This is a genomic window from Thioclava sp. F42-5 (assembly GCF_002213195.1).
Classification (GTDB): Bacteria; Pseudomonadota; Alphaproteobacteria; order Rhodobacterales; family Rhodobacteraceae; genus Thioclava; species Thioclava nitratireducens.
Window position 1 is genome coordinate 65595 of record NZ_NBNZ01000001.1, and the last position, 20110, is coordinate 85704.

Sequence of the window (20110 nt, forward strand, 5' to 3'; positions counted from 1 at the left end):
TTTATTGGCTTAATCACCTGTGCGGACTACCGAAAAATTCCCTGTCGCGCCGAATTCGAATATCTAGCCCTGGAACACCCAGATGTAGCAAAAACCAAGAGGCCACGCAGAAAAACAATAACGCATGCAATGCCTTAAGCATGAAGGCAAGACCGATCAACTCCTTACCGCCGGCAGCCAAAGTTCTCGCAAGAGATTGATTTCAAAGATCAAAGCCCAGAGTTCGCTCTGGGCTTTCTGTTTTCCGGCTTCCCGTCGCGGCGCGGCGATTTCAGCGTCCTGCTAAAAGTCTGCCGCATCCAGGAAATCGCCGACCAGCCTGTTGAACCGGTCCGGTTTCTCCATGTGAACGTTATGCGCGCAGCCGGGCATCACGGCGAGATCCGCCCCCGGGATGCCGCGCCAGAGCGCTTCGGGCTGCGTCCAGTCATAGGAGCGGTCGCGGCTGCCCCAAAGGACGAGGGTCGGGCTTGCAATCGCGCCAAGAGCGGGCGTGCCATCCCAAGCTTCCCAGGCCGTGAGGCTTGCGAGTGCGGCCTGCTGGCGCGCCTTCTGCCCGAGCGACAGGCAGAGCGGAAAACCCTCCGCCGCCTCTCCCTGCCGGAACCATGTCGCCGCGATCCGCCGCGCGGTCGCGGGCACCCCGTCGCGCAGAAGCCGTTCACGGGATTGCGCGATCGTCTCGAACCGCCCCGGCATCACGCCGCGCGGCCCGGTGCCGTAGAGTATCAGCTTGCGGATGCGCGCGGGGGCCAGCCGGATCATCTCCTGCACGACCATGCCGCCCATCGAATGGCCGAGAAGATCGAAGCGCTCGACCTCGAGCCGGTCGAGAAGTCCGAGCACCATGCGCGCGTGACCTTCGATGCTCTCGGGCGCCTCCAGCGCTGCGCTTGCCCCGAACCCCGCGAGATCGGGACATATGACATCGCGGAACGGGCTGAAATGCGCAAGCTGCGCGTCCCACATTGCGCTGCCGCCGAGATAGCCGTGCACGAGGACGAGGGGCGGCCCGTTGCCTGCCCGGGTGAAGGACAATTCCGGCATCCCTGCCTCCCTTCTCCGTCCGCGCTCCGCGTCAGCCCTGGACCTGCGCCGGACGCAGGTCGAAATGTTCCTCGGGGAAGAACTTGGAGAGCCGGATATCGGCGGACCGCGCATGCCCCTCCATCCCTTCGAGCCGCGAGATTCGTGCCGTCGCCTCCGCGAGCGGTCGGGCCGCCTCGCGGGTGGCGCGCTGCCAAGTGATCGTCTTCATGAACTTGTGCACCGAGAGCCCGCCAGTGTAGCGCGCGGCCCCAGAGGTCGGCAGCACATGATTGGGGCCCGATGTCTTGTCACCGAAGGCTACGGTCGTCTCTTCGCCGAGAAACAGCGAGCCGTAGGATTTCAGCCGGGCCAGCCACCAGTCGAGATCCCGACACTGCACGTGCAGATGCTCGGGCGCGAGTTGATCGGCGAACCGCGCCATCTCCTCGGCGCCGTCGCACAGGATGACTTCCGCGAAATCCGCCCAGGACGCTTTCGCGCTGTGGCGATTGAGTTCCGGCAGGGTCTCTATCTGCTCCGGCACGAGGCGCATGACCTGATCGGCCAGAGCGCGATCGGAGGTGACGAGCCAGACGGGCGAGTTGTAGCCATGCTCCGCCTGCCCCACCAGATCATAGGCGACCATCTCGGGATCCGCCGTCGCATCGGCGATCACCATGCTGTCGGTCGGGCCAGCGAACATGTCGATGCCGATCTGGCCGAAGAGGATCCGCTTGGCCTCAGCGACATATTGGTTGCCGGGTCCGACGAGGATATCCGCCTTTGGCAGGCCGAACAGACCATTGGCCATCGCGGCCACCCCCTGCACGCCGCCCATCGAAAGGATCACGTCGGCGCCGCACAGGTCCATCGCGTAGAGGATCGCGGGCGGGATGCCGAGACCGGGCCGCGGCGGCGAACAGGCGGTGATGTGGGGCACGCCCGCGACCTTGGCAGTGGTGATCGTCATGATCGCGCTGGCAACGTGGCTGTAGCGCCCGCCGGGCACGTAGCAACCGGTGGCCGAGACCGGGATCTGCTTCTGCCCGGCGGTCAGGCCCGGAAGTATCTCGATCGTGCAATCGGTGACCGTCGCGCGCTGCGCCTCGGCGAAGCGGCGCACGTTGTTATGGGCAAACTGGATATCGGCCTTGAGCTGCTCGGGCACGGCGGCGCTGGCGGCGGCGCGCTGCTCCGGGGTGACGACGATCTGGCCGGTCCATTTGTCGAGTTCTCTTGCATAGTGACGCGCCGCGTCCTCGCCGCCGGCCGCGATCTTCGCCAGCATCTTCGAGACGATGTCATGCACGCCTTCCTGATCCGTCTCGGCTGTCCGGACGGCTTTCTTCAAGTAGATCATGGTGGTTCTTCCCGTTACATTCTGCCCTTCCAGGGCACGAGGCGACGCTCGACGAAGCGCATCAAGAGATCGAAAGCGAAGGCGATCGCGGCGATCACGAAGATCCCCATGATCACGACCGGTGTCTGCAGGAACTGGCTGGCGGAGAGCACCATGTAGCCAAGCCCCTTGGTCGAGGCGACCATCTCCGCGGCGACCAGCGTGGTCCAGCCGAAGCCGACCCCGATCCGCATCGCCGTCAGGATCTCCGGCATCGCGGAGGGCATGATGACATGGCGCATCACCTGCCAGCGTGTCGCACCGAAGGAATAGGCGGCGTGGATCTGCTCGATCGCGGCGGATTTCACGCCAGAGCGCGCCCCCAGCACGACCGGCGCGAAGACCGACAGGAAGATCAGCAGGACCTTGGAGGTCTCGCCGATGCCGAACCAGATGATCATCAGCGGCAGGTAGGCGAGCGGCGGAATCGGCCGGTAGAACTCGATCGGCGGGTCGAAAATGCCGCGCATGATCGGGCTCATCCCCATCGCGAGCCCCAACGGAATCCCGATCACGCAAGCCAGCAGGAAGGCGCCGAAGACTCGCACGGTCGAGATCACTACGTGATCGAGAAACGAGGTGCCAGTATAGCCGTCGCTCCAGACCGAGAGAAACTTCGACACGATCGCCATCGGCGAGGGCACGAAGAGCGGCTTCACCCAGCCCATGAAGGTCACGAGCCACCAGACGAAGAAGAAAAACAGGATCGAGCCAATCGAGAGCCACAGCGTATTGCCCTGCCCCGGGACGCCGTAGGTCTGGCCGGGCTTGGTCGCGCGCGAGCGGGAAATCCGCGCCCAAAGTCCGGGCGGTTTCGTCGGGGTTTGAGTTGTTTGCTCCGTCATGCCGCGGCCTCTTCGTCGGCGAAGATGATCTTCAGGACTTCTTCGCGAAGTTCGATGAATTTCGGGGAGGCCTTCACCTGTCGGGCGGGCATCCCATCGAGAAACTGCCGCGAGAACGGCAGGTCGAATACGTGGGTGATCCGCCCCGGGCGCGGCGACATGACCACCAGCTTGGTGCCCATGAACAGTGCTTCCTCCACGCTATGCGTGATGAAGAAGACCGATTTATGGGTGTCGTTCCAGATGTTCAGGATCAGTTCCTGCGCCTTTTCGCGGGTCAGCGCGTCGAGCGCGCCCAGCGGCTCGTCCATCAGCAGAACGCGCGGATCGCAGGTAAGCGCGCGGGCGATGCCGACGCGCTGCTGCATCCCGCCGGAAAGCGAGTACACCGGTGCGCCCTGAAACCCGTCGAGCCCGAGCATGCTCAGGAACCTGTTGGCGACCTTCTTGCGCTCGGCCTCGGCGACGCCCTGGATCTGCAGGCCGAAAGCCACGTTGTCCAAAACGTTCAGCCAAGGCAGGAGCGCGTGTTTCTGAAACACCACCGCGCGGTCCGCGCCCGGGCCGGAGACCTGCTCGCCATCGAGCATCAGCGCCCCCGAGGACGGCGACAGAAACCCCGCGATCAGGTTGAGAAGCGTGGATTTCCCACACCCCGATGCGCCGAGCGCCACGACGAATTCATCGTCCTCGATTGTCAGGTTGATCCGGCTCAAGGCCTCGACGGGCGGGCGACCATCCGCCGCTGGATAGACGACCGATACGTCCTCGACATTTAATCCCACGTCGCTGCTCCCTCTCGGTTTCTTGGTCCTGCCCGGATCGTATACCCGGGCAGGAAAGACTGTTTCACTTCAGGGCGTCTTCGGCGATCTTCGTATTCACGAAGGCCGAGTAATCGTCGGCGACACTGTCGATGCGGCCCGCGGATTTCAGGAATTCCGCGGTCGATTTCATGATGTTCGCGGCATTGCCAAGCCAGGTGTCGCTGACTTGTTCGGACAGCGGCACGAAGGTGTAGCCCTTGAGAATGCCGGGGATCTGGTCGGCGCCCGCGCCGGTCACGCTGGCGATCTCCTTGACCTTCTCGTTATCGGGCGTCCAGGCCGAGGGATCGTCCAGATAGGCCTTGTTCGCCGCGTTCATCGCCTTGGCGAAGGCCACCATTTCCTTCTCGTGGGACTCGGCGAACTTGGTGTTCACGGTCCATGCGTTGAAGGTCGGATAGCCCCATTTCGCGGTTTGGGCGGCGCTCACGATACGGCTGCCGGTCTCGAGGATATTTGTCTGCACCGGCGGCCAGATGAAAGCGGCGTCGATCGTGCCCTGATCCCATGCGGCGGCGATCTGGTCCGGCGGCATCGAGATGATGGTCAGATCGGATTCCTTCATCCCGGCATGGGAAATCGCGCCCATCAGCGAGTAATGCGCGGTGGAGCCCACCGGCACCGCGACGCGCTTGCCCTTCAGATCTTCCAGCGATTTGATGCCCGAGCCGTTATGCGCGATCAGGCTCTCGGAATCGCCGATCGCGTAGGACACCATGAACATTTGCAGGTCGACGCCCTGGCTCGCGGCGATCGCCAGCGGCGAGGAGCCAAGTTCCGCGACCTCGACGTCACCCGAGGCCATGGCTGCGATCACGTCGGTGCCCGAGTTGAACACCCGCCATTCGATCGTCCAGCCGGTGGCCTTCTCGAAAGCCTTTTCGGCGCGCGCGGCGTTCATCGGGGTCGGATCGCTGAACGTCCCGATCGTCATCGTCTCGGCCCAGAGCGCGGACGTCGAGAGCGTCAGCGCGGCCGCCGCCGTCATCATCATCTTGTTGAATTTGTTCATGTCAGAACCTCCGTTGGTAACATTGCGAGATGTATCTCTCGCTTTGATGGTTATCGCGTTCCACTATCGCTGCGCCCCTCCGCCGGTGCGGTCGCAAAGGCGACGATAGCACTGACCAGCTCGTCGAGCGTGTCAAATACGTCCGCCCGGGGACAGACTGCCTCCGGAATAAGCGAAAATTCGGTGCAGGCGATCATCTGCACAGTTGCGCCGCGCTCGAACAACGCGCTCGAGGCGGCCGCCAGTTTTTCGCGCGCGCCCGGTTGCGGGCCGTCCGCCTTGATCTGGCGGATCGCAGCCAGAAGATCGTCTTCCGCCTCGCTGTAGCGCAGGTCCAGCCCGTGTCGCGCTGCGGCTGAATCGAAGAGTTTCACCTTGCGCAGCGCGGGTGAGCCAAGAACGCCGACCCTACCACCCTGCCCGGCCAAGCGTGCGGCCCGGGCAACCGACAGCTCCACCATGTCGAGCACCGGCACGTCGACCGCCGCGCGGATCGCGGGCAGGTAGTGATGCGCGGTGTTGCAGGGGATCGCGAGAGCCTGCGCCCCGCCTGCCACCAGCCGGCGCGCCATGTCGGCGAGAACCGGGCCCGGATCTTCGCCCGTACCTTCGATCAGGTGGCGGATACGCGAGGGGACCTGCGGGTTCTGATCCACGATCAGCGGCACATGATCGGCATCGTCGCGCGCCGTCACGCTGGCCAGAACCTTCTGCATAACCAGGATCGTCGCCTCCGGTCCCATGCCGCCCAGAATTCCGACCCGCCGCATCATGCGCTCACCCTGGCGCGGACGCTCTCGACTGCATCGACGATGTGACCTGCGAGATGCGCGCAATCCTCGAGGCTGAACGTCAGCGGCAGGCGCATATCGAAGAGGCTGGCGAGAACCGCATCGGTCTGGGGCAGCTCCTGCGCGGCGACGTAGCGCCAGCTGCGATGATCGGAGGTGAAGCCCCGGGGCTGATCGGCCCCGAACCATTTCACCTCGACCCCCGCCTCCGCAAGCCGCGCGATCAGGACCTCGGCCTCGGAAGGCGCAAGGCCGGGCACCCGAAACTGGATCGAGGAGCCGACATAGAATTCCGCCTTCGGTCGACGCGGCAGGCAGATCGCGGGCGAGCGCGTCAGCCCATCGGCCACCAGATCGTAGCGCGCGTTCCACGCGGCAACACTCTGTTCCAGCTGGCGAAGCTGCGGGCGCAGGATCGCCGCGCGCAGATTGTCCATCCGGGCGGACATGTTGGGCGTCTCCAGCCGGATCTTGTCGTAGATCTCGGGCGCGGGCCCTGCCCCATGGCTCTCGTAGTTCATGTAGGAGCCCGACAGGACCGTCGCGCGCGCCATGAATTCGGCGTCATCCGAGGTCAGCAAGCCTCCCTCGCCGGAATTCATGTGCTTGTAGGTCTGGGTGCTGAAACACCCCGCCAGCCCGAAAGAGCCGGACAACCGACCGTTCCACCGCGCCCCCATCGTGTGGGCGCAATCCTCGATCACGCTCAGCCCATGCGCCGTCGCGATCTCCATCAGACGGTCCATGTCGCACAGGTGACCGCGCATATGCGACAGCAGAAGGTGCCGCGCGCCGCTTTGCGCAGCCTTCGTCGCCAGCGCTTCGAGGTCGAGCACCAGATCCTCGGTGATCTCGACCAGAACCGGGACGCCCCCCACCGCCGCGATCGCGCCCGGCACCGGGGCGAGCGTGAAGGCGTTGGTCAGCACGCGATCGCCCGGCATCACCCCCGCGGCGCGCAGGGCGATCTGCATCGCCTGTCCGCCCGAAGCCACCGCGAGGCAATAGCGCGCGCCCTGCCATTGCGCGTATTCGCGCTCCAGCTCCACCACCTCGCTCGCCTCGCCGGGTGCATGGTTGTAGCGATGCAGCCGCCCCGAGCGCATCACCGCCACGGCCGCCTCGATCCCCTCCTCGGGGATCGGGGGCTGCTGGGTGAAGCTCTTGGAGAAGCGCGGCCGGATCATGATCTCAGGCCACCACGAGGGCTTTGTTGGCCTCGGCAAAGACGGTCTCGTAGCCGAACAGCGCCGCGGCGCCGCCGGTATGCAGGAAGACCACGCGCTCGCCTTTCTTGAAATGCCCCTTGCGGCAATAGTCGATCAGCCCGGCCGCGCCCTTGCCGGAATAGACCGGATCGAGAAGGATCCCTTCGAGCTGCGCGAACATGCGGATCGCCTCCAGCGTATCCTCTCGCGGGATGCCGTAACCCTCGCCGACATAGCTGCAATCGGCCACCACGTCCTCGCGGGCCACCACACCGGGGCAGCCCAGCTTCTCGGCGGTCTTCTGCGCCAACGCGAAGACATTGGCCTCCTGCTTGTCCTTCGGCGCGCGCACCCCGAACCCCGTCAGCGGGATCCCGGCATTGATCGCCTTGAGTCCGGTGATCAGCCCGGCCTGCGTGCCCGCCGAGCCGGTCGCCGTCGCGATATGGTCGATCACCAGCCCGCGGTCATTCGCCTGCCCGACCAGTTCGAAGGCGCAGTTCACATAGCCGAGCGCGCCGGTCGCGTTGGAGCCACCGCCGGGAATGACGTAGACCGTCCGGCCCTCGCCGCGCAGCTTCTCGGCGACCGCCTCCATCTCGGCCTGCATGTCCTTGCCGCCCGCCCGTTTCGACGTCGTCGCCCCATGCAGATGGTCGAGAAGCACGTTGCCGTTCTCGTTGTAATTGGCGTCGTTCGAGCCGGTGCGATCCTCAAGCAGGATATGGCAGGCCATCCCGAGCTTCGCCGCAGCCGCCGCCGTCTGGCGTGCGTGGTTCGACTGGGTCGCGCCCTGGGTCATCACGGTATCGGCGCCCATCGCCTGCGCCTCGGCCATCAGAAATTCCAGCTTGCGCGTCTTGTTGCCACCGGTCGACAGGCCCGTGCAGTCGTCCCGCTTGATCCAGATTTCCGGCCCGCCCAGCTCTTTCGAGAGGCGATCAAGCTTTTCGAGAGGGGTCGGCAGATGCGCCAGGTGAACGCGGGGAAAGCGAGCGAGATGCATATGGAGTTCCTTGGGTAACTTGTCTGTATCGAGCGTTGCGCAGATCAATCCCCTATGCAAATTCGAAATTCTTGATATGTTTTGCACTTCTTGCAAGTTAGGGGCGATATGCGACTGGAATGGCTCGAAGACATCCTCGCGATCGAGGATACGGGATCTTTCAGCGGCGCAGCCGAGCGCAGGATGCTCACGCAATCCGCATTCTCGCGCCGAATTAAGCAGATCGAGGATTTCGTCGGCGTCGAATTGTTCGACCGCTCGCACAAGCCGATCCGTCTCAAGCCGACGACGCGGGCACAGCGAGAGCAAATCATGCAGCTGTCGAACGGGCTGCGTCAGCTCGTCGCCGATCTGCGGCGCGGCGACAGCGTGGCAAGCAACCGCGTGGTGATCGCCTGCCAGCACTCGCTGACCACCGGGCATATACCATCGATCCTGCGCAAGATGCCGACAGAGCGCGAGGGGATATATGTCCGCCTGCGCTCGGCCAATCTCGACGCCTGCACGGGGCTACTGCTCTCGCGGCAGGCCAATGTCGCGATCGTCTACCGCACGCCGGACGAAAGAGACGACGCCCGTGCCGATTTTCTCGAGGAGATCACGATCGGCACCGACCGGCTGATCCCGGTCTTCAACTCCAGCCTACCGAAAGCCGCGCCCGAGGGCGCCGGTCCCGTAGAGACGCCTTACATCGCCTACCCCTCGGACGTTTTCTTCGGCCAAGTGATGGAGCGCAGCATCCTGCCCTATCTCAGCCCGGCGATCCGCTATGCGCCCAAGGTCGAGACGGCACTGACGCTGGCGGCGGTCGAGATGGCGGTGATCGGCATGGGGGTCGCGTGGGTCCCGGAATCGCTCGCGCTGGAGCCGATCACGGCGGGACATCTGGTCGATCTCTCCACGGAACTTCCGGTCTGCGAATTGCAAATCAAGGCGATGCGCCTGCAAGGCAATTACAACCTCGCGGAAGAGACTTTCTGGTCGTCGCTCAGGTCTTGAAAGCCGGTCGTCGCTCAGGCGCCAAATTGCCCGGAACTTGCCGCCGAGATCCATGAAGTGCGGTCGCAACCTCGATCGTGGCAGACGAGGATCGAGAAGCACGGAGTCGGTCTGTGACGCGGTTAGATAGAAATATTCATCATATTGATAGGAATCAAAGTTCGCTCTCTTCTCCTGTGATTTTCTCTGATCGACGCGGGTTCCATGCGTCATCAAAGTGGAGGAAGATGAAATGCGTAATCCATTGTTCACGGGCAAATCTCGCGTCTCGCTCGTCGCTCTTGCAGCGGCGCTGGGAGTCGCGATCGCATGGCAGGCACCGGTCACCGGTCCGCTAAGCTTCGCGGCCAATGCACAGGAGTCCGGCGGCCAAGGGACCGGCAAGGGAAATCAAGGCGGTCAGGGTCAGGGCAGCAAAGGCGCTCAGACCGGGCAATCGCAAGGTCAGGGACAAGGCGGCCCGGGAGAAGATTCCGACGGCAAGGGGCCGCAGGCAGGCGCCCCCTCCTCTTCGGGCGGCGGCAAGCCGACCTGGTCGCAGGAAGGAATTCCGGAGGTCGAACTCGGTCGTCTGAACGTCGCGCGCTCGCCCGAGCACGTAATCGATCAGGCCTATGAAGAAGCACTCGCGTCGATCTCGCCCGAGATGGTCTCCTTCTACAACCTGTCGCTGGACAAGGCGATCGAGGAGCTTTCGCTGAACTGGGACAACGTGAGCTTCATCGACTCGCCGTTGCAGAACCTCGGCCTTCTTCAGGCAACGCTCGACGGCTCGACGCCGCTCGCGAGTTCCGGCGTCTCGAATGATGCCGACACGCTCGCGGCGATCTTCCTCGGCGCGGCGTCGGACAAGACCGTCCCGATCTCGACCGATACGGTAATCGCGGTGACGCAGATCCTCGGGGTTCCGGTGACGGGCACCGCAGCGGCATCCCTCGCTGCAGATGCCGAGGCCGTTCGCATCGCGATCCTCGCCGGGCACGGCTGATCGCATCTGAAACGCAAAAGCCCGGACCCGCCCGTCGGCGCGGGGTCCGGGTCGACAGACCCATTTCCAACATAACAAGGAGGCAGTCATGACACGCAAGACTGCAAAACGCGCAACGACCGTAGCCGGCATCGCGCTCATCGCGGGGCTGGGCTTTACCGTGCAGCCCGGCCCGACCTTCGGAACATTCCATCTGTCCGTGCCGAGCGCTCTTGCGCAGGACAGCGGCTCGCATACCGATGGCGATCACACGGATGGCGGCCAGCAGAAGGGCAAGACCGGCGAGGCTGGCCATGGCTCGAGCAGCGGCGGCCACGAGGACGACGGCACGCATGAGGAGAGCGGCGGCCATGGCGGCGCCAGCGGCTCTTCCGGGCAGGGTCAGGGCGGCCCCGGCCCCGATTCCGAGGGCAAGGGTCCGCAAGCCGGCACCCCGTCGGGCACGCGCGGCACCAAGCCCGTCTGGTCCAGCGAAGGAATTCCGGAGGTCGAGCTCGGGCGGCTGAACGTGGCGCGTTCACCCGATCACGTGCTTCAGCGCGCCTATGAGGAAGCCCTGGCGACGATTTCGCCGACCATGGTTTCGTTCTACAACCTGCCGCTCAATCAGGCGATCGACCAGCTTTCGCTGAACTGGGACAACGTCTCTTTCATCGACTCGCCACTGCAAAACCTCGCCCTTCTCAAGGACACGCTGGATGGCAGCTCGGCGCTCTCGAGTCTCGGGGTGACGAACAACACCGCGACGCTGGAGGCGATTTTCCTGGGCACGGCCTCGGACAAGACCGTGCCGATCACGGCCGCCACGGTGACGGCGGTGACGACCATTCTCGGCCAGCCGGTGACGGGCGCGGCAGCGACCAGTCTCGCCGCGCAAGCCGAAGCGGTGCGGATCGCGGTTCTCGCCGGGCATGACGGCTGAGACTCTATGGAACCTAGGCAACACTCTGCCCTCGCGTAAAGCGTGGGCAGAGAATTTCACTTCTGCTTGCACGGTTCGGAGATCATTATCCCGCGACATGGGGATATCCGACCCGGCGAATGACTAAAGACGGACAGAGAGGCATCGAGATGGAATTTTCAACGAAGCTGGCTGCGGCCTGCGCCCTTGTCTTCAGCCTTGCGGCCCCGGCGGCTGCTACGGCACAAGACTCGGCCAACTTCTTCAAGGTGGGCACGGCAAGCGTCACTTACGGACCTTACGTACGCTTCGGGCTCGGGGTCGCAAACACCCGACCCTCCGACGAGCACTGGCTCCCGCCCGGACAGTCCGATCCGCGGATCGATTTCAACCTGAGCAACGATACGAGTGGCTTCGGAGAGATCGCCTTCGGCTATGACTGGATGAACGGCTTCCGCGGTGATGTCAGCGTCCTCACGACTGGCTCGGCCACGACGACCGGTCCGCACACGACCAGCGGCGAGCATGCCGACATCACTTCGGCTTCGGTTTCGACCAGCGCGGTGATGGGTAATCTCTACTATTCCCCGTTCGAGCAGATGGGCGTCAATTCCCGCCTGCATCCTTTCGTCGTGGCGGGGCTTGGTTACGCCAACAACAAGGTCAGCGACTGGACGCGGACGAATACCGCGAAGAATCCCGTAGACCGGACCTTCTCGGGCGACACCCACGGCGATTTCGCCTATTCGCTCGGCATCGGCATGGCCTACCAACTGACGGCTCCCGGCAAGCATCCGGCGATCCTCGAGATGTCCTATCGCTATTACAGCTTCGGGACCGCGAAGGGCGGCAGCACGCCGCTGACGAGTGGTGAATCGCCGGTCGCTCCATTGACCTTCGAGAACGACGCGCATGTGCTTTCGATCAGCCTGCGCATCCCGCTGCAGCGGCTCTGAGGCTTCTTGCGGGGGGTGCCGGACTGCTTGCAGCCCTATCCAGCCCCCCGCAGGACTTCCGATAAAGCAGCTCCGCCAGATACGGCTGCGCCCCTCCCTCTCACATCCGCGACGCGAGAAACCCCGCAGCAAGATCCGGGGTGGCGATCTGGGGATACTCGGCTTCGGCAATCTCGACGCCGAAGCGTTTATCGAGCGCAATCACCAAATTCAGAATATCCATCGAGTCGAGTTCAAGATCGTCCTGAAGATGATCGGACCCCGCGATTTCGGCGGGATCGAGATCGGGAGCGACGCGCACGAGCTCCTCGATATAGGCTCTGCGGATTTCATCTTCGGTCATAGCTCCTCCGGCGTTTGCAGCTTCGCGTCGATCGCGGTCAGGAATTTCGAGCCCAGCCGCCCGTCGCTCACGCGGTGATCCGCGGCGAGGGTCAGCGTCACGGCCTGCGCGGCAACCACCTTGCCGTCTCGCACCAATGCTTGCGGGCCGGGCGCACCGGCGGTGACGATGGCGACCTGCGGCGGCACGATGATTCCGGCCATCGCCTCGACCCCGCTCTCGCCAAGCGCCGAGAAGGTCAGCGTCGCCATGCTCATCTCCGAGCTTTTGAGCCGCCCGGCGCGAGCGCGCATCGTGAGGTCGCGCATCGCCTCCATCAAATCCTGCAGGCTTTTCTTTTCGGCATCGAGGATTGCTGGGGCCACGAGCCCGCCGCCCCGAAGCGCGATTGCGAGGCCGAGATGAACCGCCGGGGATGGCGTGAACCCGTCCTCCCCGAAATGCCCGTTCACCGCCTTTTCTTCGCGAGCCGCCAGTGCCATCGCCTTCATCAGAAGCGCGCCCATCAGGATGCGTTCTTCGGGCGGGCGGTTCGCATTGGCGGCGCTCAGCCAATCGCTCGCGGCGCTGAGATCGACCGTGTGGGTGACGTAGTAATGCGGGATCTCGCGTTTGGACCGGGCCATCGCGGCGGCGATCGCCTTGCGCATCTCGGCGATATATGCGCCGCGATCTTCTGCCGGGCTCGGCGTCGCGGCGGGTTTCGTCGTCTCGACATCGGCGAGCACGATCGCGCCCCCCGGCCCGCTGCCGGTCAGGCTCTCCAGCGCGACCCCCAATTCCGCGGCGCGTGCCTTCGCGGCAGGAGAGGCGGCGATCCCTGATGGGGTAGCGGGAGGCGGCGCACTTGGCAGCTCCATCCTTGCCTCCGGTTCGACCGGTTCGGTAGGGGACTGCGGCGCAACTGGCGGCGCGGCCTCAGAGGTCTCCGCCGACGCCTCCCCGGGCGCTTTGATAACGGCAAGCGGCGCGCCAACCGGCAGGTCTTGCCCGAGCTCTGCCACCAGCTTTTCGACCACACCGTCCTCGAAGACCTCGATCTCGATCGCACCCTTCTGGGTCTCGACCACCGCGACGATATCGCCGTGCTTGACCGTATCGCCGGGCTTCACCAGCCATTCGACCAGCTTGCCCGCCTCCATATCCGCGCCGAGCGAGGGCATCTTGAAAACGGCCATCGCCTCACCCTTTCCCGAGCGTCGTCTTCACGGCGGCGACGATAGCGGGCACCTGCGGAATGGCGGCGTCCTCGAGATGTTTGGGATAGGGTATCGGCACCTCGGCGGAGCAAACGCGCCCCACCGGCGCATCTAGGTGCCAGAAGGCCTGCTCGCCGATCCGGGCCGCGATCTCGGCGGAGAGCGAACCGGACCGCCAGCCCTCGTCCACGATCACCACGCGGCGCGTGCGCGCGAGCGAGGCCATGATCGTCTCATCATCGAGCGGGCGCAGGCAGCGCAGGTCGATCACCTCCGCCTCGATCCCCTCGCCCGCCAGCGCCTCGGCGGCCTCGAGCGTCTTCCACAGCGATCCGCCATATGTGATCAGGCTGATATCCTTGCCCTCGCGCCGGATCGCGGCCTTGTCGATGTCGACCGGCCCCGCATTCGCGGCGATCTGCCCGGTCATGTTGTAGAGCATGACATTCTCGAAGATCAGCACCGGATCGGGATCCTCGATCGCAGTCCAGAGCATCCCGCGCGCGTCCTCCAGCGTGGCGGGCGCGAGAACCCGCAGCCCCGGAATATGCGCGTACCACCCTTCGAGCGAATGGGAATGCTGCGCCGCCAGTTGCTTGCCCGCGCCGGTCGCAAGACGGATCACCACGGGCGCCCCGAACTGTCCGCCCGACATGTGCCGGATCGTGGCGGCGGTGTTCATGATCTGGTCGAGCGCGAGCAACGAGAAATTCACCGTCATCACCTCGACGATGGGCCGCATCCCGGCGGCCGCCGCACCGATCCCGGCCCCGGTGAAGCCGGACTCCGACAGCGGCGTGTCGCGGATGCGGTCCTCGCCGAATTCGTCCATCAACCCTTTCGAGACCGCATAGCAACCGCCATATGCACCCACATCCTCGCCCATCAGAAAGACCCGCTCGTCGCGGATCATCGCGTCGCGGATGGCCTGCTTGACCGCCTCGCGATAGGTCATCTCGACGGTCTCGGCGCTGGGTTCGGGCGGCGCGGGCGGCGCGGGGCGTTCCTCGGCCATGACATGGCGGGTGAGCGTCTCGAGCGGCTCCCACTCGCTCCCCTCGGCATAGGCGACGGCGGCGGCGATCTCGTCCTCCACCCCCGCCTCGATCTGCGCGACCTCTTCGGGATGCATCAACCCGCTCTCGTAGAGCCAGGACTGGAACCGCACGATCGGTCCCTTCTCGCGCCACGCGGCCACCTCGTCCTTGTCGCGATAGAGCTGGGCGTCGAACATCGAATGCGCGCGGAACCGATAGGTCAGACATTCGAGGAAATAGGGTTTGCCAGTCTCGCGGATCGCGGCGAGCGCGCGGCGGGTGGCGGCCTCGACCGCGACCACATCCATCCCGTCCACCTGCTCGGTCGCGAACCCATAAGCCGCCGCCTTGCGCCGGATGTCGGTCACGGCCTCGGTCCGCGCCAAAGCCGAACCCATCGCGTAGCCGTTATTCTCGCACACGAACAGCACCGGCAGCGACCAGAGCTGCGCGAGGTTCATCGACTCGTGGAACTCGCCCTCTGCCACAGCCCCTTCGCCGAAGAAACAGGCGGTGACATTGGGCGCACCCATCATCCGGTCGCGCAGCGCGAGGCCCACGGCCAGCGGCAGCCCGCCCCCCACGATCGCGTTGCCTCCGTAGAAATTCCGTTCGGCATCGAAGATATGCATCGAGCCGCCCCGCCCGCCCGAGGCGCCGGTGGCCTTGCCATACATCTCTGCCATCACGCGCTCCATCGGCACGCCACGAACCAGCGCATGACCGTGCTCGCGATAGGTCGCCACCACGCGATCCTCAGGGCCAAGCCGCGGGATCACGCCCGAAGCCACCGCCTCCTCGCCATCGTAGAGGTGCAGGAAGCCGCGGATCTTTTCCTGCGTGTAGAGCTCGGCGCATTTATCCTCGAAATGGCGCACACGGATCATCGCCGTGAGCAATTCGCGGATGTGGTCATGGGTCAGGTGCGGTTTGTCGGCAGTCATGTCTCGTCACTCTCCAGCGTCGAAATATCGCCTTCCGGCAGGCCCAGCTCGCGCGCTTTCAACAGACGGCGCATGATCTTGCCCGAACGGGTCTTCGGCAGGGTCTTGCGGAACACCACCTCGCGCGGGGCGACCGCCGCGCCGAGCTTCTTGCGCGCAAGGCCCCGGATGTCGCGTTCGAGATCTTCGGACGGCTCGAACCCCGGATTGAGCGCGACATAGGCCTTCACGACCTCGCCTGCGGTCTCGTCGGGCAGGCCGATCACGGCAGCCTCGGCCACTGCCGGATGCTCGATCAACGCGCTTTCGACCTCGAAGGGGCCGATCAGGTGACCGGAGGATTTGATGAGATCATCGGCGCGACCGACGAACCAGAAATATCCCTCCGCGTCGCGCATCGCGAGATCGCCAGAGAGATACCAGCCACCCACGAAACACTTCTCGTAGCGCGCCTCTTCGTGCAGATAGGCGCGCATCATCGATGGCCAGCCGGGGCGCAGCGCCAACTCGCCGATCTCGCCGGGCTTGCAGTCGCGCAGCCCATCATCGACACGCTCCACGATCCCCGCCTCGATCCCGGGTAGCGGCTTGCCCATCGAGCCCGGATGCACATCCATCGCGCGGGTATTGGCGATCATGATCCCGCCGGTCTCGGTCTGCCACCAGTTGTCGTGGAAGGGTTTGCCGAAGACCTCGTTGCCCCAGACCACGGCCTCGGGATTGAGCGGCTCGCCCACCGAGGCCATGAACCGCAGTGTCGAGAAATCGTAAGGCGCGGCCGCCTCTTTCCCTGCGCGCATCATCATGCGGATCGCTGTCGGCGCGGTGTACCAGACCTCGATCTGCTCGCGCTCGAGGATGCCGTACCAGCGGTCGAGATCGAAATCGGCCTCATCAACGATCATCCGCACCCGGTTCACCAGCGGCGAGATGATCCCGAAGGATGTCCCCGTCACCCAGCCCGGATCGGCGGTACACCAGTAGCGTGTGCCCGGCGTCAGTTCGAGCGCGTAGCGGCCCGCCGCCGCATGCATTACCACCGCATTATGCACATGCACCGCGCCTTTCGGGCGGCCCGTGGTGCCGGAGGTGAAATGGATCAACGCGGGATCTTCGGGTGCCGTATGAACCGTCTCGAACGACTCCGAGGCCGCCGCCATCGCAGGGCCGAGCGCCACGCAACCCTCCGGCGCTTCGTCGCCGATGATCAGCACCAGTTTGAGCGAGGGAATTTCGTCCCGCCACGCGGCGATCTTGCGGCGATAGATCGAGGCGGTGGTGATCAGCGCATTGGCCTCGCCGATCTCGAGCCGGGTGCGCAGGGGCTCGGGTCCGAAGGCGGAAAACAGCGGCGAGAAGATCATCCCTGCCTTCAGCGTGCCCAGCGCCGCGACGTAGAGATCGGGCACCCGGCCGGCGAGACCGAAGAGCCGGTCGCCCGGTTCCAGCCCGTGCGCAGTCAAAACATTGGCGAAGCGCGCGGTCCGGGCAGCGAGATCACGATAGCTCAGACTTTGCCGCTCGCCGTCCTTGCCGAGCCAGAGGATCGCCTCGTCATCCCCATGACCCGCAGCGACATGCCGATCCACCGCCTCATGCGCGATGTTTAATCCGCCATCGGGAAACCCGTCGAGCATCGCCCGCGCGGTGTCCCATGTGAACGCCTTGCGGTCCTCCTCGGAGAGCGTGGCGGCGGCGCGTTCGGCGGCCGACTTCTGGATGATCGCCCAAGTCATCACGCCTCCTCCCAAGGTGATGCCAGTCGACAGACCGCTCCCTGTCACGAACGGCCATGATCTTCCCTAGGCGAAGACAGAAGGCAGTTTCATTGATGTGGCTCAACGCGGGAGCGGAAATTATCTGCGGGTTGCGCGCGATACGACCAGATGCCCCAGCAGCGGCGGAAGCAGGCTCATCGCCCCGGCGAGCGTCAGCCCCGCGATTCCGGGCGACGGAAGCTGCAGCACATCGGAGAGTCCGGGTAGCCACAGCGCCCCCGCGATCAGCACGAGACACAGCACGAGCGCGCCCCAGACATAAGGGTTGCGCGTCACATCATTGCGCAGGGCGTGAGTGTCCCCCTCCCGCATGTTGAACACGTTCCAAAGCTGGCCCAGCGCGAGGGTGACGAAGGCCACCGTGACGGCGGCCCCGGGGGCAAGCTGTAAACCGTAGAGCGCCCCTCCGAAGGCCAGCATCGTCGCGAGGGTTACAATGACCCCAAGAATGACGATGCGTTCCCATTCGCGCCTCGCGAGGATCGGCTCCGCACGGTCGCGGGGCGGACGGCTCATTTCGTGTCCGTCGCCATGCCCCATCCCAAGCGCAAGCGCCGGGAAGACATCGGTGACGAGATTGAGAAACAGGATCTGCAGGGGCAGGAGCGGCGCGGGGAGCCCCACCCCCACGGCGATCCCCACCACGAGGATCTCCGAGAGATTGCACGACATCAGGTAGACGATGAACTTGCGGAGATTGCCGAATATCACCCTGCCCTGTCGCACCGCCTCGACGATGGTTGCGAAATCATCGTCCTTGAGCACCATATGCGCCGCCTCGCGGGCGACTTGGGTGCCGCGTTGTCCCATCGCAATGCCGATATCGGCCTTCTTCAGCGCCGGTGCGTCATTCACCCCGTCGCCCGTCATCGCGACGGTCTCCCCCTCGCGCTGGTAGAAACTGACAAGCTCCAGTTTCGTCGCCGGGGCCACGCGGGCGAAGACGCTGGCCTTGCGCAGGCGGTCGAGCGTGTCATCGCTGGCGCTCTCAAGATCGAGGCCTGTCAGCTCTCTCCCCTCGATCGCCATTACACCGTCCTCACTGATCCCGGCATCTCTGGCGATGCGTGCGGCGGTCTCGGCGTGATCCCCTGTCAGCATGATCACCCGTATCCCTGCGCTCTGGCAGGCCGCGATCGCGGGCGGAACATCCTTGCGCAGGGGATCGGCGAGACAGGCGACACCGACCAGCGTCAGCCCTTCATAGGGGGCCTCCTCCGTCCCCTCCGCCTGCTTCATAGCGAGTCCGATCCCGCGCAACCCCTCGCCCGCCGCTTCAGCGTTGCGGGCGATCCAGCTTGCCTTGTCCTCATCGCTCAGCGGACGCGCACCCTCCGGCCCCAGAACCTCGGAGCACGCAGCGATCACCGCTTCGGGCGCGCCCTTTGTCGCGTAGAGCATACCCCCCTGCGGAAGTTCATGGACCGTCGCCATCATCAGGCTGTCGGTCTCGAACGCATGCTGGAGCAGGCGTGAATCTGCTCCGTCTTCGGACACCCCTAGCTTTCGCGCTGCACTCAGTAGCGCCAGTTCGGTCGGATCCCCGATCCGGCCATCCTCGCCGTCCCCCAGCTCGGCATTGTTGCACAGCATGCCGATCTGCAGCGCCGCGCGCAGACGGTCGTCCGCTATTCCGCTATCCGGGCCGTCCAGATTCACGCTCCCCCCGTCGAGCAAGACCTGAACCACGCTCATCCGGTTCTCGGTCAGCGTCCCCGTCTTGTCCGTCAGGATCAGCGTGGTCGCCCCGAGCGTCTCGACCGAGGACAACCGGCTGATCAGGGCGTTGCGCTGCACCATCCGCCACATCCCACGCGCGAGCGACAGCGTGGCAACGACGGGAATACCTTCGGGGATCGCGGCCACAGCAAGCGCGACCCCGGTCTGGATCATACCGGTGAGCGGGTGGCCCTGCGCCAGCCCCGTGACGATGATCGCGACGGCGAGGGCGATCGTCAGCCAGACAAGTCGCTGCCCGAGCCGCGTCAATTGGTGTTCGAGCGGTGTGGGCTCCGTGCTGGCCTCCATCGCGAGCTGGCTGATCTTGCCGATCTCGGTCTCCATGCCGGTGCGCACCACCACGCCGATCCCAGCACCCCGCGTTACGGCCGCGCCCTTGAACGCCATATTGGAACGATCCCCCAACACGACGTCGAAGGGCAACGCTTCGGTGATCTTGCGCACCGGAAGAGACTCGCCCGTCAGTACGGATTCATCACAATAAAGCCCCGACGCTTCGACCAGCCGCATATCGGCGGTCACAACGTCGCCCGCCTCGAGCATCACGAGATCGCCCGGCACCAGATCGTGGGCGTCGACTTCGCGCAGCATCCCGTCCCGGCGCACCCGGGTACGGACCTCGGCGACGCTGAACAGCGCCTCCATGGAACGGGTCGCGCGCAGCTCGGTGAAGAACCCGATCGCGCCGTTCAGGAGCAGCACGACGAGTATCGCCAACGCCTCGACGATATCGTTGATGACCAGCGAGAACACCGTCGCCAGAACGAGAAGCGCGACGATCACCCCCTGGAACTGATGCAGCAAGATGCTGAGCGCACTGCGCGGTTTCTGACGGCGCAGGGCGTTCGGGCCGTGGCGCGCGAGGCGCGCGGCGGCCTCCTCGGCGGACAGCCCGTCCGGAAACGGCACGGACAGACGCGCCAGCACCGCCTCGGCGGTTTCGACAAATGCTGGTGCGGCGTCGGTTTCCTGCATTCCCGGGGGCCTTCGGTGATCCCACGTCGATGGTAAGCCTTTCCGCGGCCTACGCAATCGTCTCGCCTTGCGTAGGAATGCCGCAGAACCTCCCCGGCCGCACCCAGATCACGGATCGTTGATCCCGGTCAAT

Annotated in this window: 17 protein-coding genes; 4 read left to right on the forward strand and 13 right to left on the reverse strand. The window is 64.9% G+C overall.

Features of this window, described 5'->3' with window-relative positions:
• Positions 1–282: 282 nt before the first annotated feature.
• From B6V74_RS00310 to B6V74_RS00345, 8 genes are all read right to left on the reverse strand, one after another.
• Positions 283–1047 (reverse strand): alpha/beta fold hydrolase, encoded by a 765-nt coding sequence (locus tag B6V74_RS00310; protein WP_088721648.1) that lies wholly within the window; start codon positions 1045–1047, stop codon positions 283–285.
• Positions 1048–1078: 31 nt separating this feature from the next.
• Entirely contained in the window at positions 1079–2389 is a 1311-nt protein-coding gene (gene hisD / locus B6V74_RS00315) for a histidinol dehydrogenase (RefSeq protein WP_088721649.1), read from the reverse strand.
• Between the two features lie 14 nt (positions 2390–2403).
• A complete protein-coding gene (locus tag B6V74_RS00320) occupies positions 2404–3273 on the reverse strand; it encodes an ABC transporter permease subunit (protein WP_088721650.1) in 870 nt (289 codons plus the stop codon).
• Positions 3270–4058, reverse strand: coding sequence for an ATP-binding cassette domain-containing protein (locus B6V74_RS00325; protein WP_075774704.1), 789 nt, complete (start codon positions 4056–4058; stop codon positions 3270–3272). Before B6V74_RS00325 ends, B6V74_RS00320 begins: the two co-directional genes overlap by 4 nt.
• A gap of 64 nt (positions 4059–4122) precedes the next feature.
• Positions 4123–5112: a taurine ABC transporter substrate-binding protein gene (tauA, locus tag B6V74_RS00330; protein WP_088718750.1), complete on the reverse strand. Its 990-nt coding sequence runs from the start codon at positions 5110–5112 to the stop codon at positions 4123–4125.
• A gap of 50 nt (positions 5113–5162) precedes the next feature.
• The gene (locus B6V74_RS00335; RefSeq protein WP_088721651.1) at positions 5163–5885 is read right to left on the reverse strand and encodes an amino acid racemase; all 723 of its coding nucleotides are present in this window, start codon (positions 5883–5885) and stop codon (positions 5163–5165) included.
• Positions 5882–7090 (reverse strand): aminotransferase class I/II-fold pyridoxal phosphate-dependent enzyme, encoded by a 1209-nt coding sequence (locus B6V74_RS00340; RefSeq protein WP_088721652.1) that lies wholly within the window; start codon positions 7088–7090, stop codon positions 5882–5884. Before B6V74_RS00340 ends, B6V74_RS00335 begins: the two co-directional genes overlap by 4 nt.
• 4 nt (positions 7091–7094) lie before the next feature.
• Positions 7095–8117: a D-cysteine desulfhydrase gene (locus B6V74_RS00345; protein WP_075774700.1), complete on the reverse strand. Its 1023-nt coding sequence runs from the start codon at positions 8115–8117 to the stop codon at positions 7095–7097.
• 108 nt (positions 8118–8225) lie between these two features.
• On the opposite strand from B6V74_RS00345, the gene B6V74_RS00350 reads away from it, so the two are divergent.
• From B6V74_RS00350 to B6V74_RS00365, 4 genes are all read left to right on the forward strand, one after another.
• The gene (locus B6V74_RS00350) at positions 8226–9116 is read left to right on the forward strand and encodes a LysR family transcriptional regulator (RefSeq protein ID WP_088718754.1); all 891 of its coding nucleotides are present in this window, start codon (positions 8226–8228) and stop codon (positions 9114–9116) included.
• Between the two features lie 232 nt (positions 9117–9348).
• Positions 9349–10104: a hypothetical protein gene (locus B6V74_RS00355; protein ID WP_088721653.1), complete on the forward strand. Its 756-nt coding sequence runs from the start codon at positions 9349–9351 to the stop codon at positions 10102–10104.
• 88 nt (positions 10105–10192) lie between these two features.
• Positions 10193–11026, forward strand: a complete 834-nt coding sequence (locus B6V74_RS00360; RefSeq protein ID WP_088721654.1) for a hypothetical protein — start codon at positions 10193–10195, stop codon at positions 11024–11026.
• 149 nt (positions 11027–11175) lie between these two features.
• Positions 11176–11961, forward strand: coding sequence for an outer membrane beta-barrel protein (locus tag B6V74_RS00365; RefSeq protein ID WP_168184160.1), 786 nt, complete (start codon positions 11176–11178; stop codon positions 11959–11961).
• Between the two features lie 100 nt (positions 11962–12061).
• On the opposite strand, the gene B6V74_RS00370 is transcribed toward B6V74_RS00365, so the two are convergent.
• The 5 genes from B6V74_RS00370 to B6V74_RS00390 all read right to left on the reverse strand — a co-directional run bounded on the left by B6V74_RS00370 (position 12062) and on the right by B6V74_RS00390 (position 19977).
• On the reverse strand, positions 12062–12304 hold the full coding sequence (locus B6V74_RS00370) for a phosphopantetheine-binding protein (RefSeq protein WP_075774695.1): 243 nt from the start codon (positions 12302–12304) through the stop codon (positions 12062–12064).
• The gene (locus B6V74_RS00375; RefSeq protein WP_088721656.1) at positions 12301–13482 is read right to left on the reverse strand and encodes a dihydrolipoamide acetyltransferase family protein; all 1182 of its coding nucleotides are present in this window, start codon (positions 13480–13482) and stop codon (positions 12301–12303) included. The genes B6V74_RS00370 and B6V74_RS00375 overlap by 4 nt, the downstream gene beginning before the upstream one ends.
• A 4-nt stretch (positions 13483–13486) precedes the next feature.
• Positions 13487–15484, reverse strand: a complete 1998-nt coding sequence (gene pdhA / locus B6V74_RS00380) for a pyruvate dehydrogenase (acetyl-transferring) E1 component subunit alpha (RefSeq protein WP_088721657.1) — start codon at positions 15482–15484, stop codon at positions 13487–13489.
• Positions 15481–17220: an acetate--CoA ligase gene (gene acsA / locus B6V74_RS00385; RefSeq protein ID WP_088721658.1), complete on the reverse strand. Its 1740-nt coding sequence runs from the start codon at positions 17218–17220 to the stop codon at positions 15481–15483. The genes pdhA and acsA overlap by 4 nt, the downstream gene beginning before the upstream one ends.
• A gap of 120 nt (positions 17221–17340) precedes the next feature.
• The gene (locus B6V74_RS00390) at positions 17341–19977 is read right to left on the reverse strand and encodes a cation-transporting P-type ATPase (RefSeq protein WP_088721659.1); all 2637 of its coding nucleotides are present in this window, start codon (positions 19975–19977) and stop codon (positions 17341–17343) included.
• Positions 19978–20110 lie beyond the last annotated feature (133 nt).